Source organism: Streptomyces sp. NPDC021080 (assembly GCF_044333225.1).
Classification (GTDB): domain Bacteria; phylum Actinomycetota; class Actinomycetes; order Streptomycetales; family Streptomycetaceae; genus Streptomyces.
Map to the genome: position 1 here is coordinate 52,157 of NZ_JBIRQM010000017.1, position 17,345 is coordinate 69,501.

Consider the following 17,345-nt stretch of genomic DNA (forward strand, 5'->3'; position numbering starts at 1 on the left):
GGGCCCCGGAGTTCCGACTGACCTGCTGAAGCGGCCCGAGGCCCGTCACGACACCGCGGCCTCCAGGTACTGCCCCAGGTACCGGAACGCGCCGTGGACGACCTGGAACTCGAACATCGGGTCGTGGATGTAGCCGAACCCCGACTCGTACTTGACCGTGCGGGTGATGCCGGAATACGTGATCTCGGGCATCCGGCGGGCGATCGCGCCCCGTTCCCTCAGCATGGTGCCGTCCTTGTCGCAGGCCTTGGCCAGGAACCTCGCGGCGTCGTAGGCCTCCGCGGTGTACCAGCCGGGATCGGCGCCGAAACGCGCGCGGTAGGCCGCCGTGAACGCGCGGGCGGAGGCCAGGGCCGTCGGGTCGGTGAAACCGGTGGCGAAGACCCAGCCCGTCGCGGCGGCGCCCGCCGACGCGAGGAACTGTGGGTCGAGGGCGCGTTCGGTCGCCATCCGGGTGCCGGTGAACCGGGCGGCGGCCAGCGCCGACGCGAGTCCGGCGGCCCGGGCCGCGTCCCCGGTGAAGACGACCGCGTCCGCGCGAGCGGACTTCACCTCGGCGGCGAGCGACGCGTAGTCGATCCTCCCGGCGGCCACACGTTTCACCGTGGGGTCCCGGCCGAGCTGCCGCAGCGCCTGCTCGGCCCTGTTGCACACCATCCAGGCGAAGTCGCCCTGAGCCCGGTCGTCCACGACGAACACACGGCGGGCGTCGACGTGGTCGCTGAGGTAGCGGACGCAAGGGGCGGCGAGAAGGTCGTACGTGACGTGCAGCGCCGCATGGGAGTGGAAGAAGTTGTCGCCGAACCTCGAATTCAGGGTGCTGACGCCCACCGAGACGGACACGACGGGCATCGCCGCCTGGGTGTACGTCTTCTCGGTGGCCTGGAAACAGGCGTCGGTGGTGGGGCCCAGTACGGCGAGCACCTCGGCGTCCTTGGTCAGCCGGGTGGCCAGCTCGCCGGCCCGTCCGGTGTCGCCGCCGTCGTCGTGTACCTGCAGTTTCAGCGAAAAGGGGCGGCCACTCTGCGCGTTGAGCTGTTCGACGGCCAGCCGTGCACCGTTGAGCTGGGCCTTCCCGCTCTCCTTGTGGGCGCCGGTCAGATCGCCGTGGAACGCCACGACCAGCTCCGGGCGGCGGGGACCGCTCCCGGACGGCGTGGACGTTCCCGGCTTCGCCCGGGTGCTCCACCACCAGGCCCCGCCACCGCCCGCCGCGAGGAGCCCCGCCGTCGAGCCGAGGCGCAGGAAGCCGCGGCGGCCGACGATGAGCCCGGTGGGGCGGGTGGCGGTGACGGCCGTCATCGTCGCGGCCTCCGGAGAGGCCGTGCCGGCCGTGTCCGCGGTGTTCGACGGCGCGGACGCGGACACCTGGGTCGGCTCGATCGCGCCGATGGTGAGCACGGCGGCGGACCGGTCGTTGATCAGCCGGGTGACCGGCGCGGGCAGCCAGCCGGACGGTTCGGCGGACTCGGACGCCGCCGTGATCTCCCCGAGCGACGCACGGAGCTGCGCGAGGCTCGGGCGGCCGGCCGGCTCCTTGTGCAGGCAGGCCCGCACCAGGGCTGTCAGATCCTCCGGGAGCGACGCCGGGTCGGGCTCCTCGTAGATCGTGCGTAGCAGTACCCCCGCCGGCGCGCCGTCGCCGAAGGGCCGTACCCCGGTCGCGGCGAACGCCAGCACGCACCCCAGCGAGAACACGTCGCTGGGCGGGCCGATCTCACCGCTCCGCGCCCGCGCCTGCTCGGGCGACAGGAAGCCGGGCGAGCCGACGATCACACCGCTGGACGTGAGCGCGGTGCCCTCCGGCGCGCGGGCGATGCCGAAGTCGATGAGCCGGGGCCCGTCCGGGGCCAGCAGGATGTTCCCCGGCTTCACGTCGCGGTGCACGAGACCGGCCCCGTGCACCGCCTCGAGCGCCTCGGCGAGCCGCACGCCCAGCACCCGCACGGAAGCGAGCGACAGCGGCCCGAAGGTGTGCACCGCCTCGGAGAGCGAGGGCCCCGGCACGTACGAGGTCGCCAGCCACGGAGTCTCCGCGTCGGCGTCCGCGTCCAGCAGCGGGACCACCCAGCGGCTGCCGACCTGCCGGGCGGTCTCGACCTCACGGCGGAAACGGGCCCGGAATCCGCTCTCGTCGGCGTACGAGGGCCGGACCGTCTTCACCGCGGCGATCGCCCCGCCCGGCGCACGGGCGAGGAAGACCACGCCCATGCCGCCGGCGCCCAGCCGCCGCAGCAGGCGATAGCGGCCGATCCGGGACGGGTCGCCGGCCCGCAGGGGCTCCATCAGACGGTGAGCGGCGCGGGGCCGTCGTACACGAAGGCGCCCTGGTGCACCTGCCAGAGGAAGCCTCCGGTGCCGTCGAAGGCCATCGCGCCGTTCTTCTGGAAGGCGAACGTCTTGGTGATGCCCACGTACTTCCCGCCCAGGACGGCCGTCAGCAGGTTCTGCCGGGTGCGGCTCTTGGACGGCAGCCCGGCCAGTGCCTTGAGCAGCATCGCGGTCACGTCGTAGGCCTCCGCCGCGTACCGGGGCGGCGTCTCCTTGAAGTGCTCGCGGTAGGCGGCGGTGAACTTCCGTGCCTCGGGTTTGCGGGTCGCGTCGATGACCGGGGCCACCATCACCCAGCCCTCGGACCCTTCCTGAGCCTGCGTCAGGAACCGTTCGTCCAGCAGCGCCGGGCCGGACACCCGAGCCCCCTTGAAGGCGCGTTCCCGCAGCGTCCCGGCGATCAGCGCTCCCCGGTCGGGCAGCCCGGCGAAGAACACGGAGTCGGCGCCGGCGGAGAGCACCGCGTCCACCGTGCTGCCGAAGTCGCGGCGCATCGCGCTGACCACCTTCGGCACGGACGGGTACCGGATCTTGTTGAGGTCATTGCTGAGGGTGCTGGCCAGATTTGTCCCGTAGCTGCCGGCCGGGCGGTCGACGACGATGCCGATCTTGCGCGATCGCGCGGCGCCGCGCAGGTAGACGCTCGCGTAGAGGGGCAGCACCGCGTCGGGCATCCGTGCCTGCAGGAACGAGCGGAACCCTTGGAAGGACAGGGCGGTCGCACCGGGGGACACGCCGACGACGGGCAGCAGCCCGGCGTCGTACTTCGCGAGCGCCGCCTGCGCGGTCTCGTCGGTGGTCGGGCCGACCACGGCGAGGACCGTCGGATCGGCGGTGAGCCGCGCGGCGACCCGGGCCGAGGCCGCCGGATCACCCCCGTCGTCGACGGCTTTGACCTTCACGGTGAACGGGGCGTCGCCGCGCGCGTTGAACTGCGCGACCGCGAGCCGCAGTCCGCGCTCCTGGGCCCGGCCCGTCTCCCGCTGCGGGCCGCTGAGGTCACCGTGCAGCGCGATGGTGTACGCCGGGCGACGCGAGGACGCGGCGGCGGCACGGTGTTCGCCCCCCGAGCCGTTGTCGCGGTCGGCCGCCCACCAGGCCCCGCCCCCGCCCGCCGCCAACGCCACGGCCCCGCCGGCGAGCAGCAGGAAACGACGCCGGCCGGCCGGACGGGAGTCCCGCGGCTCCGCCTCCCCGGACGTCTCGCGCGTGTCGGGCTCCGCCGGGTCGGGAGCGGCCGGCGCGTCGGACGGCGCCAGCGTGTGTTCGATGTCGGGCAGCGCGAGCGCGGCGGCCGAGCGTTCGGCGATCAGCCGGGTGACAGGCTCGGGCAGCCATCCGTCCGCCCCTTCGTCCTGAGGGGTGGCTTCGGACGTCCCTTCGTCCTGAGGGGTGGTCTCGGATGCCCTCGGGTCCCGAGGGGTGGTCTCGGACGCTCTTGGGTCTTGAGGTGCGGCCCTGGATGCCCTTGGGTCCCGCGGTACGGCTTCGGACGCCGTCCCGTCCTGGGCGGCGCCGTCGGCCGTCAGCTCCAGTACCAGCTCACCGACATCGGGCCGCCGGGCAGGATCCTTCTCCAGGCAGCGGGTCAGCACCTCGTGCAGCCACGCCGGCACTCCATCGAGGTCCGCCGGGTCGTGGACGGCCCGGTACAGCAGGGCGTCGACCGCTCCGCTGCCGAACGGCGCCCGGCCGGTCGCCGCGAACGCAAGGACACAGCCGAGCGAGAACACGTCGCTCGCCGGGCCGATGCCGTCCCCGACACGCCCCTCGGCCTGCTCGGGAGACAGATAACCGGGTGTGCCGACCACCACCCCGGTCGCCGTGAGCGTCCGGTCCTCCGGTGCGCGGGCGATGCCGAAGTCGATGAGCCGCGGGCCGTCATGGGCGATCAGCACGTTGCCCGGCTTCAGATCCCGGTGGACCAGCCCGGCCCGGTGCACCTCGCCCAGCGCCTCGGCCAGCCGGGTGCCGAGCAGCCGCAGACCGCGCTCGGGCAGCGGCCCGTACGCGGTCACGGCCTCGGCCAGCGACGGGCCGGGCACGAACGCCGTCGCCAGCCAGGGCGACTCGGCGTCCGGATCGGCGTCCACCAGCGGCACCACCGAGGGGCTGTCGACCCGCCGGGCGACCTCGACCTCGCGGCGGAACCGCTCCTTGAAGCCCGGCTCCTCGGCGTACTCGGCGAGCAGCACCTTCAGCGCCACCAGCGCGCCGCCCGAGGAACGCGCCAGGTACACGACGCCCATGCCTCCGGCGCCGAGCCGCCCGAGCAGGCGATGGTCCGCGATACGCGCGGGATCCGACGAACGCAGCGACTCCATCACTTGTCTCCTCTGAGCTCGGACTCCACGCGGGTGAGCATCGCGCTGTCGGCCTCCGCCGCGTACTTGGCCACCTCGTTGTCCGAGTAGCCTTCGGCGCCCTTCACCGACACCGCCAGGGTCACCGTGCCGAGCCGGGTGACGTGCCAGTAGTAGGTCTGCTCGCGTTTCCCGGTGAGGTACTTGCCCATTTCCACGACCTGGTCGTCGGAGTAGGTGTTGTTGCCCTGGCCGTAGGGAATGGCGGTCGACATGAGTCCCGAGATCCACTCGTCGGTACGGACCTGCTGCTGCCGGCAGCGCAACGGCTCCTCCAAGGTGGTGGCCAGTTGCTCGTCGGCGTCGCGCACGGTGGTGTGCACGGTGACCGCGGCGCTCACCTTGAGCTCGCCCTTGCCGCCGGCGGCGGGAATCTCGCTGTAGCGGGAGAGCGAGGCAAGGACGCCGTGGGGCAGCGACCGCCGCTCCCACCGGCACTGCTCGTCCAGCACGGCGACGGTACCCGGGGTGCTCGCGGCCTGCTGCTGCGCCCGGAAACCGGCGCCCCATCCCTGCGGTTTCAGCGCGACGGCCGCCGCCAGTGCCTCGGCCCGGCTCTTCGTCCTGGGCACCTTGGCGGGGTCCGCCTGGAACGGTGTCCCCGGCGACGCGCCACCCCCCGAGGGCGACGCGGACGCCGTGGCCGAGGGAGAACCGGACGCGGCCGCGGACCTCGAAGGCGTCGAAGAGCCCGCCTCGGCCGTCTTGCCGTCGTCCCCGGAACTGCAGCCGCCGAGTACCACGGCCGCCGCGGCGATCGACGCGGCAACCCGCCACGGCCGCATGCTTCTGTGCACAACGGTATTGCCGTTGCTCATCCCCGTTTCCCCCTCGCTCACGAGCTCCCGCTCGCTTATGGTGATCTTACTGACGGACGCGAGGACCAGCCGCACGGTTGCACGAACAGGGGACGGGCTGAGTCCCTGTGCACCGGCCCCGTCCTCGTCGGCACATGCGGAGGACCGCAACGCCGAAGAGTCCCAATGGTGGTGATTGGTCGTCAGTTCACGGGACCGAACAGAGGATCACGAACCCAGGCCTCCAGGCGCCTGCCCTCCCGCGGCAGAACCTCGACCGCCGGCGGGCCGTCCGGCACGCACCCCGGCCACATCTCCGTGAGCCAAGCCTGCTCAGCGGCCCCGGTCCGCATCGCTTGGCCGGCGAGGTCACTTGGGCTCCTTCCCCTGGCTTCGTCCGGCCACCACCATGACATGCCACGCTGACATCCGGCCTCGCCCGTCTGCCGTCGGCGGCGCTACGGCCAACTGCCCCAACTCGCTTTGCGCCACAGGCACAGCGCGGGCCGAGGCCGATTCATTCGTCTGCGCCGCCCTCGGAAGGACCGGCCGATCGCGTTCTGAGCCGCGGGGGCCTTCACGGGGTTCGTGAAGGAAATCGGGCTGCGCCGGGGAGGGGCGGCCGGGCAGCATGGTGAGGTGCCGGATCTGCTGTGGGACGACGTCAGGAACTTCTTCGACCCTGACCTGATGGGTGCTCTGCCGGATGTGTCGGTGCCGGGCACCTCGGTCGAGGACTGGCAGGCAGTGTTCGACCTGGTCCGGTCGAGCGGCTGGACGTGGAGGTACGAGGCAGGGGGTGTCCCGGCGCCGCTGCCGCCGGCCGCGGAGGTCCTGGCGCGGCCCGCCGATGCCGAATCCGTCGACCTGTATGTGTGGCCGGTCCCCGGAGTTTTGGTGATCTTCCGTCCGATGTCCGCCGTGGAGATCGATTTCGACGTCGACCTTCGCGAACTGCAGGGCCAGGTGGGAGTGGGCACCTTGTGCGGCTTCCTGCGCGCGGTCGGCCGCCGTTTGGGAAAACCGGTGTTGATGACGCCCGAGGGTGACTACGGGAACCCGGTGATCCGGTTCGACCCCGCGGCCGACCGCGTGGTGCTGTCGGCGGATCCCCGTGGAATTGCACCGGCCGACGCGCCGGACCGGGACGCGTAGAAGGGGAAGGTGCGGTCGAGGGGTGGGTTCTGCTGCCGTCGCGGTGGTACCGCACTGCTGTACCGCAATCAACGACGGATGCCCGGAGCGGACAGAGGCAGGACGACACCGAGTCGGCCGCCGGTCGGCTGGTGATGCATGATGCGGCGTGGACAGGTCCTGCCGTGAGGATGGGGGAGGGGACACGTGACAGCGTCGCTCGCCCGTCTCGGCGTGCTGCTGGGGGAACCGGAAACCTGGGGCTGGGCCCGGCCGGGGCTGTGGACGGCGTCCGAGCAGTATCTCGGTGTCCGGCTGCCCTCGGACTACAAGGCGTTCCTGGATCTGTACGGGCCGGGGAGCATCGACGGCTTCCTGTCGCTGAGCCGGCCCCTGGAAGCCGACCGTGCCGAACTGGACCGGCTGTGGTCGCTGGAGGACTGGCGCCGCGCCCGGATCGGCGACCCGGACATGTACCCGTACCCTTTTCACCCCGACCCTGGCGGCCTCATCTCCTGGGGTTCGGACGAACACGGGGGCGAGTACTACTTCCTCGCGGTCGAGCCGGACCCTGATGACTGGCGCATCGTCGTGGGCAGCGAGTGCAACGACTGGTTCGAGACCGCGGGCACCTTCTGCGACTTTCTCGTACGCTGCTTCGATCGCATCGACCGGCCGCCCTTCACGGACCGCAGCTGGCCCAGCCCCGGCGCCCGGTATCACTCCCACGCCCAGTACGACACTCACACGGCCGACGGCCCCACCGCGATCACCTGACCCCCGCTCCGCTGTTACGAGTTCCCCTTGCAGTCGGCACGGATCGTGAGTTCGTGCAGCGACTTGCCATTGGCACCCAAGAGGGGCGCGCTCGTGCGGGTGACGAAAACCGCCCAGGTGCCACGGGTGAGCAGACTTTCGTCAGTACCCCCGGCGTGTATCTGCTTCCAGCCGTGTGCCCGCAATGCCGCTGCCACATTCTCACGGGAGTGTGGCGCGCTCTTCGTCGAGACGAAGCCGTCGAGAAAGATCGAGCAGTAATCACCGGACGGCTTTTCTTTGCCGTCTCCTCTGAACCCGCCGGGCACGTTCACCTCCGCCACTGCTTGGAGCAGCTCCGTGCGAACGGTCTCGTATTCCGTGCGGCGCTGCGCCGCTGAAGGGTCGACGCTCACCTTTGGCCGGCTCGGGGAAGGCTGGGGAGTTTGGGCGGTTCCGCATCCTGCGACCAATCCGATCAGGGGCAGGAGACAGGCGAGACGGGGTATGGCATGACGCATTCCAGAGATCATAAGCTGCTGGTCAGTGGGCCGATAGGCGTCAAATACGAGACAAGGGTCACGGAAAATTCGGTCGAGTCGAGGAGCGGGTTGCCGCCCCTCGACCGAGGAGAGTGCGACAAGTGCGGCCGGGGCACGATTGCGGTCTGGCCTCGTGCCAGGAGGACGACGGCCGCCATGATTCCGATCAGGCCTGCGACGGCAAGCACGGTGGCTATCACCAATGCCGCGCCAGTGATGTCATTCGTGAGGCAGGGGAACGGCGTGATGCTCCGTGGGGTGCTCGCACTGATCATCGAGGGGAGCGGGGGCTCGAATCTCTGGAGCCGGTGCTTCGATCGCGCCAGACATCTTCGCCCGGGACAGATTCGAATACGGTACGACCGCGCTCTTCATCGCAGGCAGTCCACGATCAGCACATGCCCCCGGAACAACGTCACCGGGCCGGGATCGGCTGAGTGAGGTTCACCGGGTTGCCGTCGGGGTCCTGGATGTGGGCGACGCGCTGTCCCCAGGGCATGTCCTTGGGGCCGCTGCGGACCGAGCCGCCCAGCGCCGTCACCCGGCCGAGCGTCTCGTCGACGTCGTCGACACCGATGCTGAGCAGGATCCGCGGTGCCCCTCCGGTCCCCGGGTCCTCCTTGGCCACCAGCCCGAGGTCGGTGTCGCCGATGCGCAAGCCGAGGTAGAAGGCCGGACCTTCCGCCGGCACCCGGAAGATCTCCTCGGCGCCGAACAATTTCGTATAGAAGCCGAGCAGAACGTCATGGTCGGCGGTCACGATCACTGGCTGGATGGTGGACATGGCACTCCTGTCGAGAACGGTCGTGTCGCTGGGTAGACCGTCCGCGGACGGCGAACTCATCGGCAGAACCACGCCGCCGGACGATCCAGCGCACGGACTGCCGCCCGCGACCGGCACGAGCACCCCGAAACGAGGTCGCGCCACTTCGCTGACCAGCCACTTCAAGATGGCGGAGCTTCAACGTGTGCCGGCGGTTCGGGCTGAGGGCACAGACCGGGTCGGTCGAAGGCAGGACCTGCTGTCGACCTGCGCGAATTCCGAGCGGGCGGCCTCCGGCGGAGCCGGGCGGATCACGGTCCGAGGGGACTCCAGTCGAACCAGCCTCGGGAGGTTTCGTACAGGGTCCCGGGTTCATCACAGGTCTGGGATGCCATGATCCGCGCGGCGACGGCATCCGCGCGCGCAGCGTAACCGTCCGCCAGGACCACCAAGGTCAGAACCGCAGCCAGCGTGAGCACGGGAAGAACCCGCCCGCGGCGTCCGAACGACACGATCAGCGCTGCCACGGCCAGCACGAGGCCGGCCAGCAGGAGCCACCGGTTCACGCTCGCTTCCCGGTGGAGTTCTTCTGTCAGTTCGACAGGGTCACTGCAGAGTGGGTACGACTTCGGTCCGTTGAGCAGCGACAGACAACGTTCCAGTCCTGCGGCCAGCACTATGAACACCCCGAGCACCGAAAGCCGGTTGAGACCTCTCTCCGGCTCTGCCACCGACCTGCCCTGTCCTCCGACCTCCACGGCCGTCTCTCCTTCGATCGCCAGACGGGCAGGTCCCGTTGTCGGCGCAGAGTACTGCTCGGTCGACGGGCCGATGCTTTTGGGCGGAGCCGCCGTAGGGGAGGCCGGGGGCAGCTCGTTGCCCGGCGGATTCGAATGAAGGTTCTGGACGGGCGGTCGCCCCTGTTAACGTCCCCTCGTGCCTTCGGAGATACAGCGCCTGGTCGATGACCTCGTCACTCAGATGAAGTCCGGTTCCGCTCCCGCCTACCGAACCGCGATGGAACGGCTTGCGGATGCTGCCAGGGCGGGAGGCCCCGAGAGCCTGACGGCCGCCGTGGAAGCTCTCGCGCCCTTGCTGCCGGATCTGGGTGGAGACTTCGCCATGACCGCGGTTCTGGCGGGCGCCTGTGTCGAGTGGGGAGCGTCCCCCATGGCCCTCGTCGACGTGCTGCCGCGGCGCGCCTCGGAAGCCATGAAGCTCAACGCGATGGTGCCGGGACTCTGGGACAAGGCTGCGCGCGGCCGGCCGCTGCCTGAACCGGTGAGCGCCAGTACCCACCCACTGCTACGGACGCTGACCGGACGGGCCCGGTGGCGTCTGGGCGTCGACAAGAACACCATGGCCCGGATCGCCATGTCCTGGTTCGACATGGAGCACTGGCTCAAAGCCCTGATCACCGTGATGGCGGACGCGGCTTTCCGCGAGGCCGTCGCCGACGACGTCAAAACCGAGTTGCGCGAACACGCCGAAGCGGTCGCCCACCGGTCTCAGCGAGCTGTTTGGGCCGGCGCGCTGACTGCCGTCCTCGACGACGAGCCGCTGGTCGTCATCGACCCTCGCGCACACCGGGGGTACGCCCTCACGATGAGCGGTGTCGGGGACAACGGCCAGTTGCACATCCTCCTGGCGGATCGCCTCGTCGGGGATCCCGGACAAGGCATGGTCGCCGGGGATCGCCCCGCGCGGTCCTGGGTCGAGGCGGCCACCAGCGGGGACCCCCGCCTCGGCACCGACGACCCGGCGATCCGCTGCTTCCGCCTCTTCGACGGTCAGGGGGCCTACATCGGCCCAGAAGGTGTGCCTGCCGACATAGGGCCCCTCGACGGTACTCGCGTCCTCGTGCTGCACCCCCCGAACGGCACGTACATGCTGGGCGTGGGCCGAGTGTTCGAGCACATGAAGCCGACTCTCCGCCTCGACCGGATTCTCGAACCGGCCGAGACACAGCGCTGGCTCGCCCGACTGGCTCCGGCCGTCGAGAACGACATGATGGCCGACCGGTAGCGGGAGCTGTCCCGCAAGACCAAGGGACCGAAGAACCGGGCCAGTACCCGCTCGCCGAGTCCGTGTACGACGCGGGATGGTCCGCCTTCATCGGCATGCTGGAGTACAAGGCCGCCCGGTACGGTCGCACCCTGGTCAGGATCGGCTGGTTCGAGCCGACGAGTCAGGTCTGCTCCACCTGCGGGGTCAAGGACGGACCCAAACCCCTGAACGTGCGGGAATGGACCTGCACCGCCTGCGGCGCTGTCCACGACCGGGACCACAATGCCGCACTCAACATCGAAACAGCCGCCGGACTGGCGGCATCGGCCTGCGGAGCGCCGGTAAGACCAGGAACGATCCCGGCACAGCGTGAAGAAACAGGAAGCCACGGATTCCCGACCGGAAACCGTGCCGCGTAGCGGCACGGCAACCAGTCGAGGAAGGCCGGAATCCTTGCCCTTCAGGGCGAGGAGCACGTCAATCAGAGGGTCGCTTTCCACGGGCAGCCGCCCAGCGGGCAGTGCGAATCGCCGACGTGCCCCTGAGAGCCGCAAGTTCGTTCGTCCCCTGCACGAGTCGGCATGCGCCGGTGTCCTGGTCGACGAGGATGGGCCAGTTCCCGCCCAATCGGATCGGACGCCCGTCCTTGTCCTTGGCGGTGGGGTACCAGGTGAAACCGAACATGCCCGTGACGGCCGGGGTCGCCCACAGACCGAGCTCGAAGGCCCATTCGTCCCACCGGTCGGTCAAGCCGCGAGCGAACTCCTCTGCGAGCAGCCTCGCCTCACTCTCCTCCAACAGGTCCCTCTCCTCAGCCGGTCAAATGATCAGACAGACCCTATGAGAACCGGCTCGATCGAGGTGCACATACCTCCGTACGTGATGGACGAGTCAGATGTGCCCGGCGGACACCAGCCCGATCGATGAAGGAGATATCGATGAAGGGGATGGTGACCGGCACTTCCTCAAGCCGTGGTGCGCTCACCCGAAGCCTCGGTGTGCTCGGGCGCCGACCGGGCCCGCTCCTGCCGGTAAGCCTTCGCCCTGGCGAGGTAGTCACGGTGCTCCTGCTCGGGGTCCGGCGGCAGATCCGGGGTGTCGGTGGTGGCGAAGAACTGCAGCAGGGCGTCGTTCGAGCTCACGGCCAGCTCTCCGGAGCGGGCGAACATGCCCGACTCGTACCGGGCGACAGCCTCGTCGAGGCCGGACGCCGGGTCGGGGCCGCCCGTCCGGCTGACGGCGTGCGCGAGTTCCGCGCCGTCCAGCATCGCGAGGTTGGCACCGTGACCGCCGAAGGGCGCCATCAGGTGGGCCGCGTCGCCGATCAGCGTGACCCCGGGGACGTGCTCCCAGGTGAGCGGGGCGGGCAGTGCCCAGAAGGACCGCGGTACGTAGTCGCCGTCGTTGCGGACGATCAGCGCGCGCATGGCCGTCGACCAGTGGCCGAACTCCTGCGCCAGGTGGGAGCGGATGCTCTCCCGGTCGCTGAGGTCCACGCCGGCCCCGATGTGCCAGTCGGGTGTGGCGCGGAACGCGATGTAGCCGCGGACCACGCCGTCGCCGTTGCGCTGCAAGATCACCGCGCGGCCGTCGTTGTCGTTGGAGAACATGTGGCCGGCGCCCACGATCCCGGCGACCTCGGGGTGGCGGGCGTCGACCTCGTCGAACCGGGCGTCCAGGAAGCAGACTCCCAGGTGTCGCGGGGCGGCGTCGCTGACCAGGGGGCGGATTTTCGACCATGCCCCGTCGGCGCCGATCACCAGGTCGGCGTCCACGGTGGTGCCGTCCGCGAACTCCAGGCGGTGCCCACCGTGATCGAGCCGGGTCGCGCGGACGAGCCGGTGGCCCCAGCGGACGGTGCCGGGCCGCAGGTGGTCGAAGAGCAGGCGGCGCAGCCGGCCGCGGTCGATCTCCGGAGCGGCCTCGTCGCCGGGGCGCGGGGTGAACTCCGCCAGGACCGTGCCGTGGTGGTCGCGGCGGGTCTTGGCCTGCCCCTCCGGCCTGGCCTGCGCCATGAAGGCGTCGAGCAGCCCGGCGTCCGCGAGGGCGATCTGCCCGGAGTCGGCGTGGAGGTCGAGCGTGCCGCCGGGGTCGCGGGAGTCGACGGCGTCGTCGGCGTCGTCGGCGTCGTACACGGTGACCTCGATGCCGTGCCCTTGCAGGACGCGGGCGCAGGTCAGGCCGGCGGGGCCGCCGCCGACTATGCAGATCCGGGGTGTGCTGTTCGTCATCGGGACCTTCCCCTCTTGGGTGGCGCGAGTCGCTGACGGGTCGCGGCAGCGCCGAGTTATGTGTAACCGCTAAAAAAGCGTAACAGCTAAACTTTCTAAGTCGATCCATGAACGCGGTAAGGTGGCCGGGTGACCGAGATGGGGCGCCGAGAGCGCAAGAAGGCAGCCACCCGCCAGGCCCTGGCGGACGCGGCACTGCGGTTGTTCGTCGAACGGGGCTACGACAACGTCGGGGTCCGCGAGATCGCGGACGCGGCAGACGTCTCGGTGACGACGCTCTTCAAACACTTCCCCGACGGCAAGGAGGAGCTGGTCTTCGACCAGGACGCGGACCGCGAGGCGGCCCTGGTCGCAGCGGTCCGCGAACGCCCCGCCGGCCAGTCCGTCCCACGAGCCCTGTACCGGATGCTGCTGGGCCAACACTCCCGACGGGTCCACACCGACCCCCGGTTCGACGACTTCCTGCGCCTGATCGACACCACCCCGGCGCTGCGCGAGTACGTCCGCCGGATGTGGCTGCGACACGAGCACGCTCTGGCCGCGGCGATCGCCGACGATGCCGGACTGCCCGCCGACGACCCGGGCTGCCGGGCCCTGGCCCACTTCGCCCTGGAGGCGCCCGTTCTCGTCCGCGGGTCCCGCGACCCCGACACCGCCCTCGACCGGGTCTTCGACCTGCTCGACAACGGCTGGACCGGCACCCGTGCCGACTGACCCGGCGTCAGCGGCCAGGCGTCACGAGCGGCACCATAGGGCGCGCGGCTTTCACCGTGCGCCGCGCCCTCGTCGCGACACCCGGAGCAGACCGGTCGCGTCAAATGACGGCAGCCACTCACCGTGACGACCTGGGCTTCAGCCCGAGCACGCCGTCGGGCTGGGCTTGTCCGGAGAAGACCGGATCACCGCCCTCGGCCTGCTTCCCGACGCGCTGTTGCCGGTCGACGCCAGGGACATGGACGCCACGGTCGGTCAACTGCACGCTGACGACTTCGAAGTTCGGCGCGAGGACATGGCCCGCCTCCCACCGTTTGCGGGGTGACCAAGTCCGGTAGGGCCGGTCTCCGTACTACTTCGACCGGGTCAACTGCGCCTGTACGCCGTAGTGGTCGGACAGGTAGGCCTGGCGGCCGTCGCCCAGCGTCACCTTGTCCTGGAACACGAGATCGGCGCCGCCGGTCAGGGTCTCCCCGGCTGCGGCCCGGACCAGTACGTGGTCCAGAGCCGGCGGCGACGGCCATTGAGGTGTCGGCCGGTAGGTCGGACGACTGTCGCCGGCGAGGAGGTCGCGCAGCCCCGCTGTGGCGACGAAGCCGGTGAGCGCCGCCGAGTCGCGCGGCAGGTTCAGGTCACCCACCACGGCGACGGGCACGGACGGGGCGACGGCCGCGATCAGCTCGGTGAGCACGGCCAGTTCAGCACCTGCGATCCGCGTGTACCGGTTCGTGGGGGACCAGTCGTCGTCGCGGTTGGCCGACAAGTGGGTGTTCAGGACCACCAGTTCACCGTCCGGGGTGGCGATGGACGCCAGCTGGGCACCCTTGCGCATGAGCAGTTCGCCGCGCACCGGTCCCGTCATCGGGAACCGCACGAACCGCCGACGGCTGATCGGCCACCGGGACAGCAGTACCAGGCCGCCCTTGAGCAGGACCGTGCCCGAGCAGGCGACGTGCCGGTATGCGGGAGCGGCGCGGCGGATCAGCCGGGCGTTGCGGCGGAACATGACCTCCTGCAGGCAGACGATGTCGTAGTCGGACCGGTCGAGCGCCGCGCCGAGCGCACGCAGCCGAGCCGGGACGTCGCCGGTGAAGAGAGTGTTCATGGTCAGCAGCCGCAGGGCCTTCACGAACTTGTCACCTTCCGTCCGGTGGCCTGTCGGGCCGTCGAGGAGCCGCTCACGGCGTTGATCGTACTGCCGCCCACGCCGAAGGCCCGAAGCCGGGACGGATATTGCCGCGAGAGGAACCGACGGCGTTCGGCCCGGGGCGGGCCCGCGACAGCCGCGTCTTGCCACTGCCCGGGCCCCAGCGACCCGCCGCACCCGCAGATCGCCGGCCTGGTCGACCAGCGCACCGCCGCGGTCGCGTCAGCGGTGCGCGGCGGGGAGAACGGGACCACCTGGCGGTCGGGGTCCAACGCTGCCGGCACACCGTCCGACGCGGCCGCACCGTTTGCCGCGCCGTGTTCCGCCGGGCCCGGGGGCTCCGGGGCCCGGGGGCTCGGAGGCACGTGGGGCCGCGGTCGGCACCAGGCCCGGCGGGCCGGAGGGTGACCGGTCAGCCGCGGGGGAGGGGGAGCGGGGGTTCCCCGTCCGGGAGCTGGGGGCGGTCTCAGATGCCCAGGACGCTCCTGATGGTGCGGACGACGCCGTCGTCGCTGTGCGCGGGGGCCAGGTGGCGGGCGCGGTCGATGACGGCGGGGTGGGCGTTGGCCATCGCGTACGACCACTCGGCGGCGTCGAGCATGCCGAGGTCGTTGAGGTAGTCCCCGAACACCATCGTCTGGGCCGGACCGATGCCCAGGTGCTCCTGGAGCCGGCGCACGGCGACCCCCTTGTCGGCGCTGTGGTTCATGACGTCGATCCAGTGCTCGCTGGAGACGACCACCTGGTGGGTGTCGGCGAAGGAGGCCAGGGCGGGTTCCGTGGCGCGCTCGGGCTGCCCGAAGTCGAAGATCGCCACCTTGACGATCTCGTCGTCCAGCGCGGTGGCGTCCTCGACCAGGCGGTGCGCGTGGTAGTAGGGGGCCACTTCGTCGAGGAAGGCCTGGTCACCGCGTTCGGTGTAGGCAGCGCGCTTGCCGCACACGACGGCGCCCACGTCCACGCCCTCGTCCGCCAGCTGCCGGACTGTCTTGACCAGGCGGGCGGCGACGGCGGGGTCGAGGGGGTCGGAGGAGATCTCCATGCCGTCGCGGACGACGTACGAGCCGTTCTCCGCTATGTAGACCATGCCGTCGTCCTCGCCGGCGAACAGATGGGCCAGCGTGGCGTACTGACGCCCGCTGGCAGGACTGAAGACGATGCCCCGGCGGCGCAGATCTGCGAGCAGGGGCCACAGCCCCTGCGGGACACGTCCCTCGGTGTCCAGCAAGGTGCCGTCCATGTCGGAGACGACGAGCCGGATGTCGGGACGGCCGGGGAGGGAGGCAGGGGCGGATTCGGTGCTCATCACATTCCTGGTGGGGTGGTGCGGAAGGGGGTTGGGGGTGGGGGTGGTCACCACTGCGTGGTGGGGTGTGCGGCGCGGACGATCAGGGAACCGAGCTCGTCGACGGCGCGTGCGCGCGCTCCGGTCAGCTCGGGCAGGGGCAGGGCCGCCGCGCTGACGGGGACGGACCGCGGCGAGCGGGTGAAGTGTTCCTCGATCGCGGTGATCAGGCGGGGATGGGAGCCCCAGCTTCCGCCGACGACGACCGTCTGGGGGTCTGTGAGGGAGAGGGCCGCGAACAGGACCCCGCCGATGGCGTGTGCCAGTGCGGCGCGTACCCGCTCGGCGCCGGCATCGGCGGCTTCCAGGACGCCCAGCAGTTTCGGCACGTCGACGGCGGTGGAGGAAGCCCGGCGCAGGTCGAGCGCGGCGAACACCTCGGTGAAGGCCATGGCTCGTCCGTCCGGCCCCGCGGTGTACAGGTGCGCGATCTCCCCGGCGAGCCCGCGGTGTCCGCGGCGTACGACGCCGTCGCTGACCACGGCGCAGCCCAGTCCTTCCCCGAGGTGGAGGTAGACGAAGTCGTCGACGTCCTGAGCGCAGCCGATCTCGTACTCCGCGCGGGCGGCCCAGTTCACGTCGTTGTCCACGAGAACCGGACCGGTCACCGTGTCGGCCAGGACGGCGGGCGGGTCGAGCGCGCCCACCAGGAACGGGGCGTCGGGTAGATGCACCAGCCGGCCGGTCGCCCGGTCGACGGGGTCGGCGGCGCTCACGACCGCCAGACGCAGCCCGCCGCGGGCCTTGCCGTTCAGCTCCACGGCTGCCGTGCCGAGTGCTTCGGCGGCCGCTTCCTGCCCCGCGTCGGCTTTCAGCGCGATACGGACCTGCCCGTGGGTGCGCCCGAGGGCGTCCACGGCCTCGGCGACGACGCCGTGCGGGGTGATGCTCGCCACCAGGGCGGTGCCGAGATGCGGTGCCAGCGCGTAGTAGGAGCCGACCCGGCCGCGCCCGGTGGTGCGCTCGCCGGTGTCGACGACCAGCCGTGCCCGTTCGAGGCGCTGGACGCTCTCGGAGATGGTCGGCTTGGAGATGCCGGTCCTGGTGGCGATCTCTGCCCTGGTCAGACGGTCGTGCGCCATCAGCAGGCGCAGCACGTTCTCGTCCGTCAAGCCGCGCAGCAGTTCCAGGGACGGTTTCGGCGCGTTCATACGAGCATTCTAGTAAGGAGTCTTGCCTAAACATGCAGGCGGATCTACGTTGTACTAGTTAGGA

The 17,345-nt window shown here is 70.8% G+C and carries 15 protein-coding genes and 1 pseudogene; 5 read left to right on the forward strand and 11 right to left on the reverse strand.

Going from position 1 to position 17,345, the window contains the following annotated elements; genetic code table 11:
• Positions 1-45: 45 nt before the first annotated feature.
• From ACH4S8_RS34530 to ACH4S8_RS34540, 3 genes are read right to left on the reverse strand one after another with little or no spacing between them, the layout of a single operon-like run.
• Positions 46-2,286: a bifunctional serine/threonine-protein kinase/ABC transporter substrate-binding protein gene (locus ACH4S8_RS34530; protein WP_398401249.1), complete on the reverse strand. Its 2,241-nt coding sequence runs from the start codon at positions 2,284-2,286 to the stop codon at positions 46-48.
• Positions 2,286-4,655, reverse strand: a complete 2,370-nt coding sequence (locus tag ACH4S8_RS34535; RefSeq protein ID WP_398401251.1) for a bifunctional serine/threonine-protein kinase/ABC transporter substrate-binding protein — start codon at positions 4,653-4,655, stop codon at positions 2,286-2,288. The genes ACH4S8_RS34530 and ACH4S8_RS34535 overlap by 1 nt, the downstream gene beginning before the upstream one ends.
• On the reverse strand, positions 4,655-5,479 hold the full coding sequence (locus ACH4S8_RS34540; protein ID WP_398401253.1) for a hypothetical protein: 825 nt from the start codon (positions 5,477-5,479) through the stop codon (positions 4,655-4,657). Before ACH4S8_RS34540 ends, ACH4S8_RS34535 begins: the two co-directional genes overlap by 1 nt.
• A 651-nt stretch (positions 5,480-6,130) precedes the next feature.
• Between ACH4S8_RS34540 and ACH4S8_RS34545 the strand changes: the two genes are divergently transcribed.
• The gene (locus ACH4S8_RS34545) at positions 6,131-6,646 is read left to right on the forward strand and encodes a hypothetical protein (protein WP_398401255.1); all 516 of its coding nucleotides are present in this window, start codon (positions 6,131-6,133) and stop codon (positions 6,644-6,646) included.
• A gap of 186 nt (positions 6,647-6,832) precedes the next feature.
• On the forward strand, positions 6,833-7,402 hold the full coding sequence (locus ACH4S8_RS34550; protein ID WP_398401257.1) for an SMI1/KNR4 family protein: 570 nt from the start codon (positions 6,833-6,835) through the stop codon (positions 7,400-7,402).
• A gap of 14 nt (positions 7,403-7,416) precedes the next feature.
• On the opposite strand, the gene ACH4S8_RS34555 is transcribed toward ACH4S8_RS34550, so the two are convergent.
• From ACH4S8_RS34555 to ACH4S8_RS34565, 3 genes are all read right to left on the reverse strand, one after another.
• On the reverse strand, positions 7,417-7,797 hold the full coding sequence (locus ACH4S8_RS34555; RefSeq protein ID WP_398401259.1) for a hypothetical protein: 381 nt from the start codon (positions 7,795-7,797) through the stop codon (positions 7,417-7,419).
• A gap of 541 nt (positions 7,798-8,338) precedes the next feature.
• Positions 8,339-8,707, reverse strand: coding sequence for a VOC family protein (locus ACH4S8_RS34560; protein WP_398401261.1), 369 nt, complete (start codon positions 8,705-8,707; stop codon positions 8,339-8,341).
• Positions 8,708-8,997: 290 nt separating this feature from the next.
• Positions 8,998-9,417 (reverse strand): hypothetical protein, encoded by a 420-nt coding sequence (locus tag ACH4S8_RS34565; protein ID WP_398401263.1) that lies wholly within the window; start codon positions 9,415-9,417, stop codon positions 8,998-9,000.
• Positions 9,418-9,622: 205 nt separating this feature from the next.
• Here ACH4S8_RS34565 and ACH4S8_RS34570 point away from each other — a divergent pair, with 205 nt between their 5' ends.
• Positions 9,623-10,711, forward strand: coding sequence for a hypothetical protein (locus ACH4S8_RS34570; protein WP_398401265.1), 1,089 nt, complete (start codon positions 9,623-9,625; stop codon positions 10,709-10,711).
• A gap of 50 nt (positions 10,712-10,761) precedes the next feature.
• Positions 10,762-11,112, forward strand: a pseudogene (locus tag ACH4S8_RS34575) (zinc ribbon domain-containing protein); the annotation flags it as partial.
• A 58-nt stretch (positions 11,113-11,170) separates the two neighbouring features.
• Here the strand turns inward: ACH4S8_RS34575 and ACH4S8_RS34580 are convergent.
• Entirely contained in the window at positions 11,171-11,491 is a 321-nt protein-coding gene (locus ACH4S8_RS34580) for a hypothetical protein (RefSeq protein ID WP_398401267.1), read from the reverse strand.
• A gap of 167 nt (positions 11,492-11,658) precedes the next feature.
• The gene (locus tag ACH4S8_RS34585; protein WP_398401269.1) at positions 11,659-12,924 is read right to left on the reverse strand and encodes an FAD-dependent oxidoreductase; all 1,266 of its coding nucleotides are present in this window, start codon (positions 12,922-12,924) and stop codon (positions 11,659-11,661) included.
• A 138-nt stretch (positions 12,925-13,062) separates the two neighbouring features.
• Between ACH4S8_RS34585 and ACH4S8_RS34590 the strand changes: the two genes are divergently transcribed.
• A complete protein-coding gene (locus ACH4S8_RS34590) occupies positions 13,063-13,638 on the forward strand; it encodes a TetR/AcrR family transcriptional regulator (protein ID WP_398401555.1) in 576 nt (191 codons plus the stop codon).
• A 352-nt stretch (positions 13,639-13,990) separates the two neighbouring features.
• Here the strand turns inward: ACH4S8_RS34590 and ACH4S8_RS34595 are convergent, their stop codons facing one another.
• The 3 genes from ACH4S8_RS34595 to ACH4S8_RS34605 all read right to left on the reverse strand — a co-directional run bounded on the left by ACH4S8_RS34595 (position 13,991) and on the right by ACH4S8_RS34605 (position 17,281).
• Positions 13,991-14,767: an endonuclease/exonuclease/phosphatase family protein gene (locus tag ACH4S8_RS34595; protein WP_398401271.1), complete on the reverse strand. Its 777-nt coding sequence runs from the start codon at positions 14,765-14,767 to the stop codon at positions 13,991-13,993.
• 484 nt (positions 14,768-15,251) lie between these two features.
• On the reverse strand, positions 15,252-16,091 hold the full coding sequence (locus ACH4S8_RS34600; protein ID WP_398401273.1) for a Cof-type HAD-IIB family hydrolase: 840 nt from the start codon (positions 16,089-16,091) through the stop codon (positions 15,252-15,254).
• Positions 16,092-16,138: 47 nt separating this feature from the next.
• Positions 16,139-17,281 carry an ROK family protein gene (locus ACH4S8_RS34605; RefSeq protein ID WP_398401275.1) on the reverse strand — a complete coding sequence of 381 codons (1,143 nt, stop codon included), beginning with the start codon at positions 17,279-17,281 and terminating at the stop codon, positions 16,139-16,141.
• Positions 17,282-17,345 lie beyond the last annotated feature (64 nt).

Bases quoted from the DNA above. Each gene is read 5' to 3' on its own strand.
- ACH4S8_RS34605 (WP_398401275.1), bottom strand. From the start codon at position 17,281: ATGAACGCGCCGAAACCGTCCCTGGAACTGCTGCGCGGCTTGACGGAC.
- ACH4S8_RS34535 (WP_398401251.1), bottom strand. From the start codon at position 4,655: ATGGAGTCGCTGCGTTCGTCGGATCCCGCGCGTATCGCGGACCATCGC.
- ACH4S8_RS34585 (WP_398401269.1), bottom strand. From the start codon at position 12,924: ATGACGAACAGCACACCCCGGATCTGCATAGTCGGCGGCGGCCCCGCC.
- ACH4S8_RS34590 (WP_398401555.1), top strand. From the start codon at position 13,063: ATGGGGCGCCGAGAGCGCAAGAAGGCAGCCACCCGCCAGGCCCTGGCG.
- ACH4S8_RS34530 (WP_398401249.1), bottom strand. From the start codon at position 2,286: ATGGAGCCCCTGCGGGCCGGCGACCCGTCCCGGATCGGCCGCTATCGC.
- ACH4S8_RS34540 (WP_398401253.1), bottom strand. From the start codon at position 5,479: ATGCGGCCGTGGCGGGTTGCCGCGTCGATCGCCGCGGCGGCCGTGGTA.
- ACH4S8_RS34600 (WP_398401273.1), bottom strand. From the start codon at position 16,091: ATGAGCACCGAATCCGCCCCTGCCTCCCTCCCCGGCCGTCCCGACATC.
- ACH4S8_RS34560 (WP_398401261.1), bottom strand. From the start codon at position 8,707: ATGTCCACCATCCAGCCAGTGATCGTGACCGCCGACCATGACGTTCTG.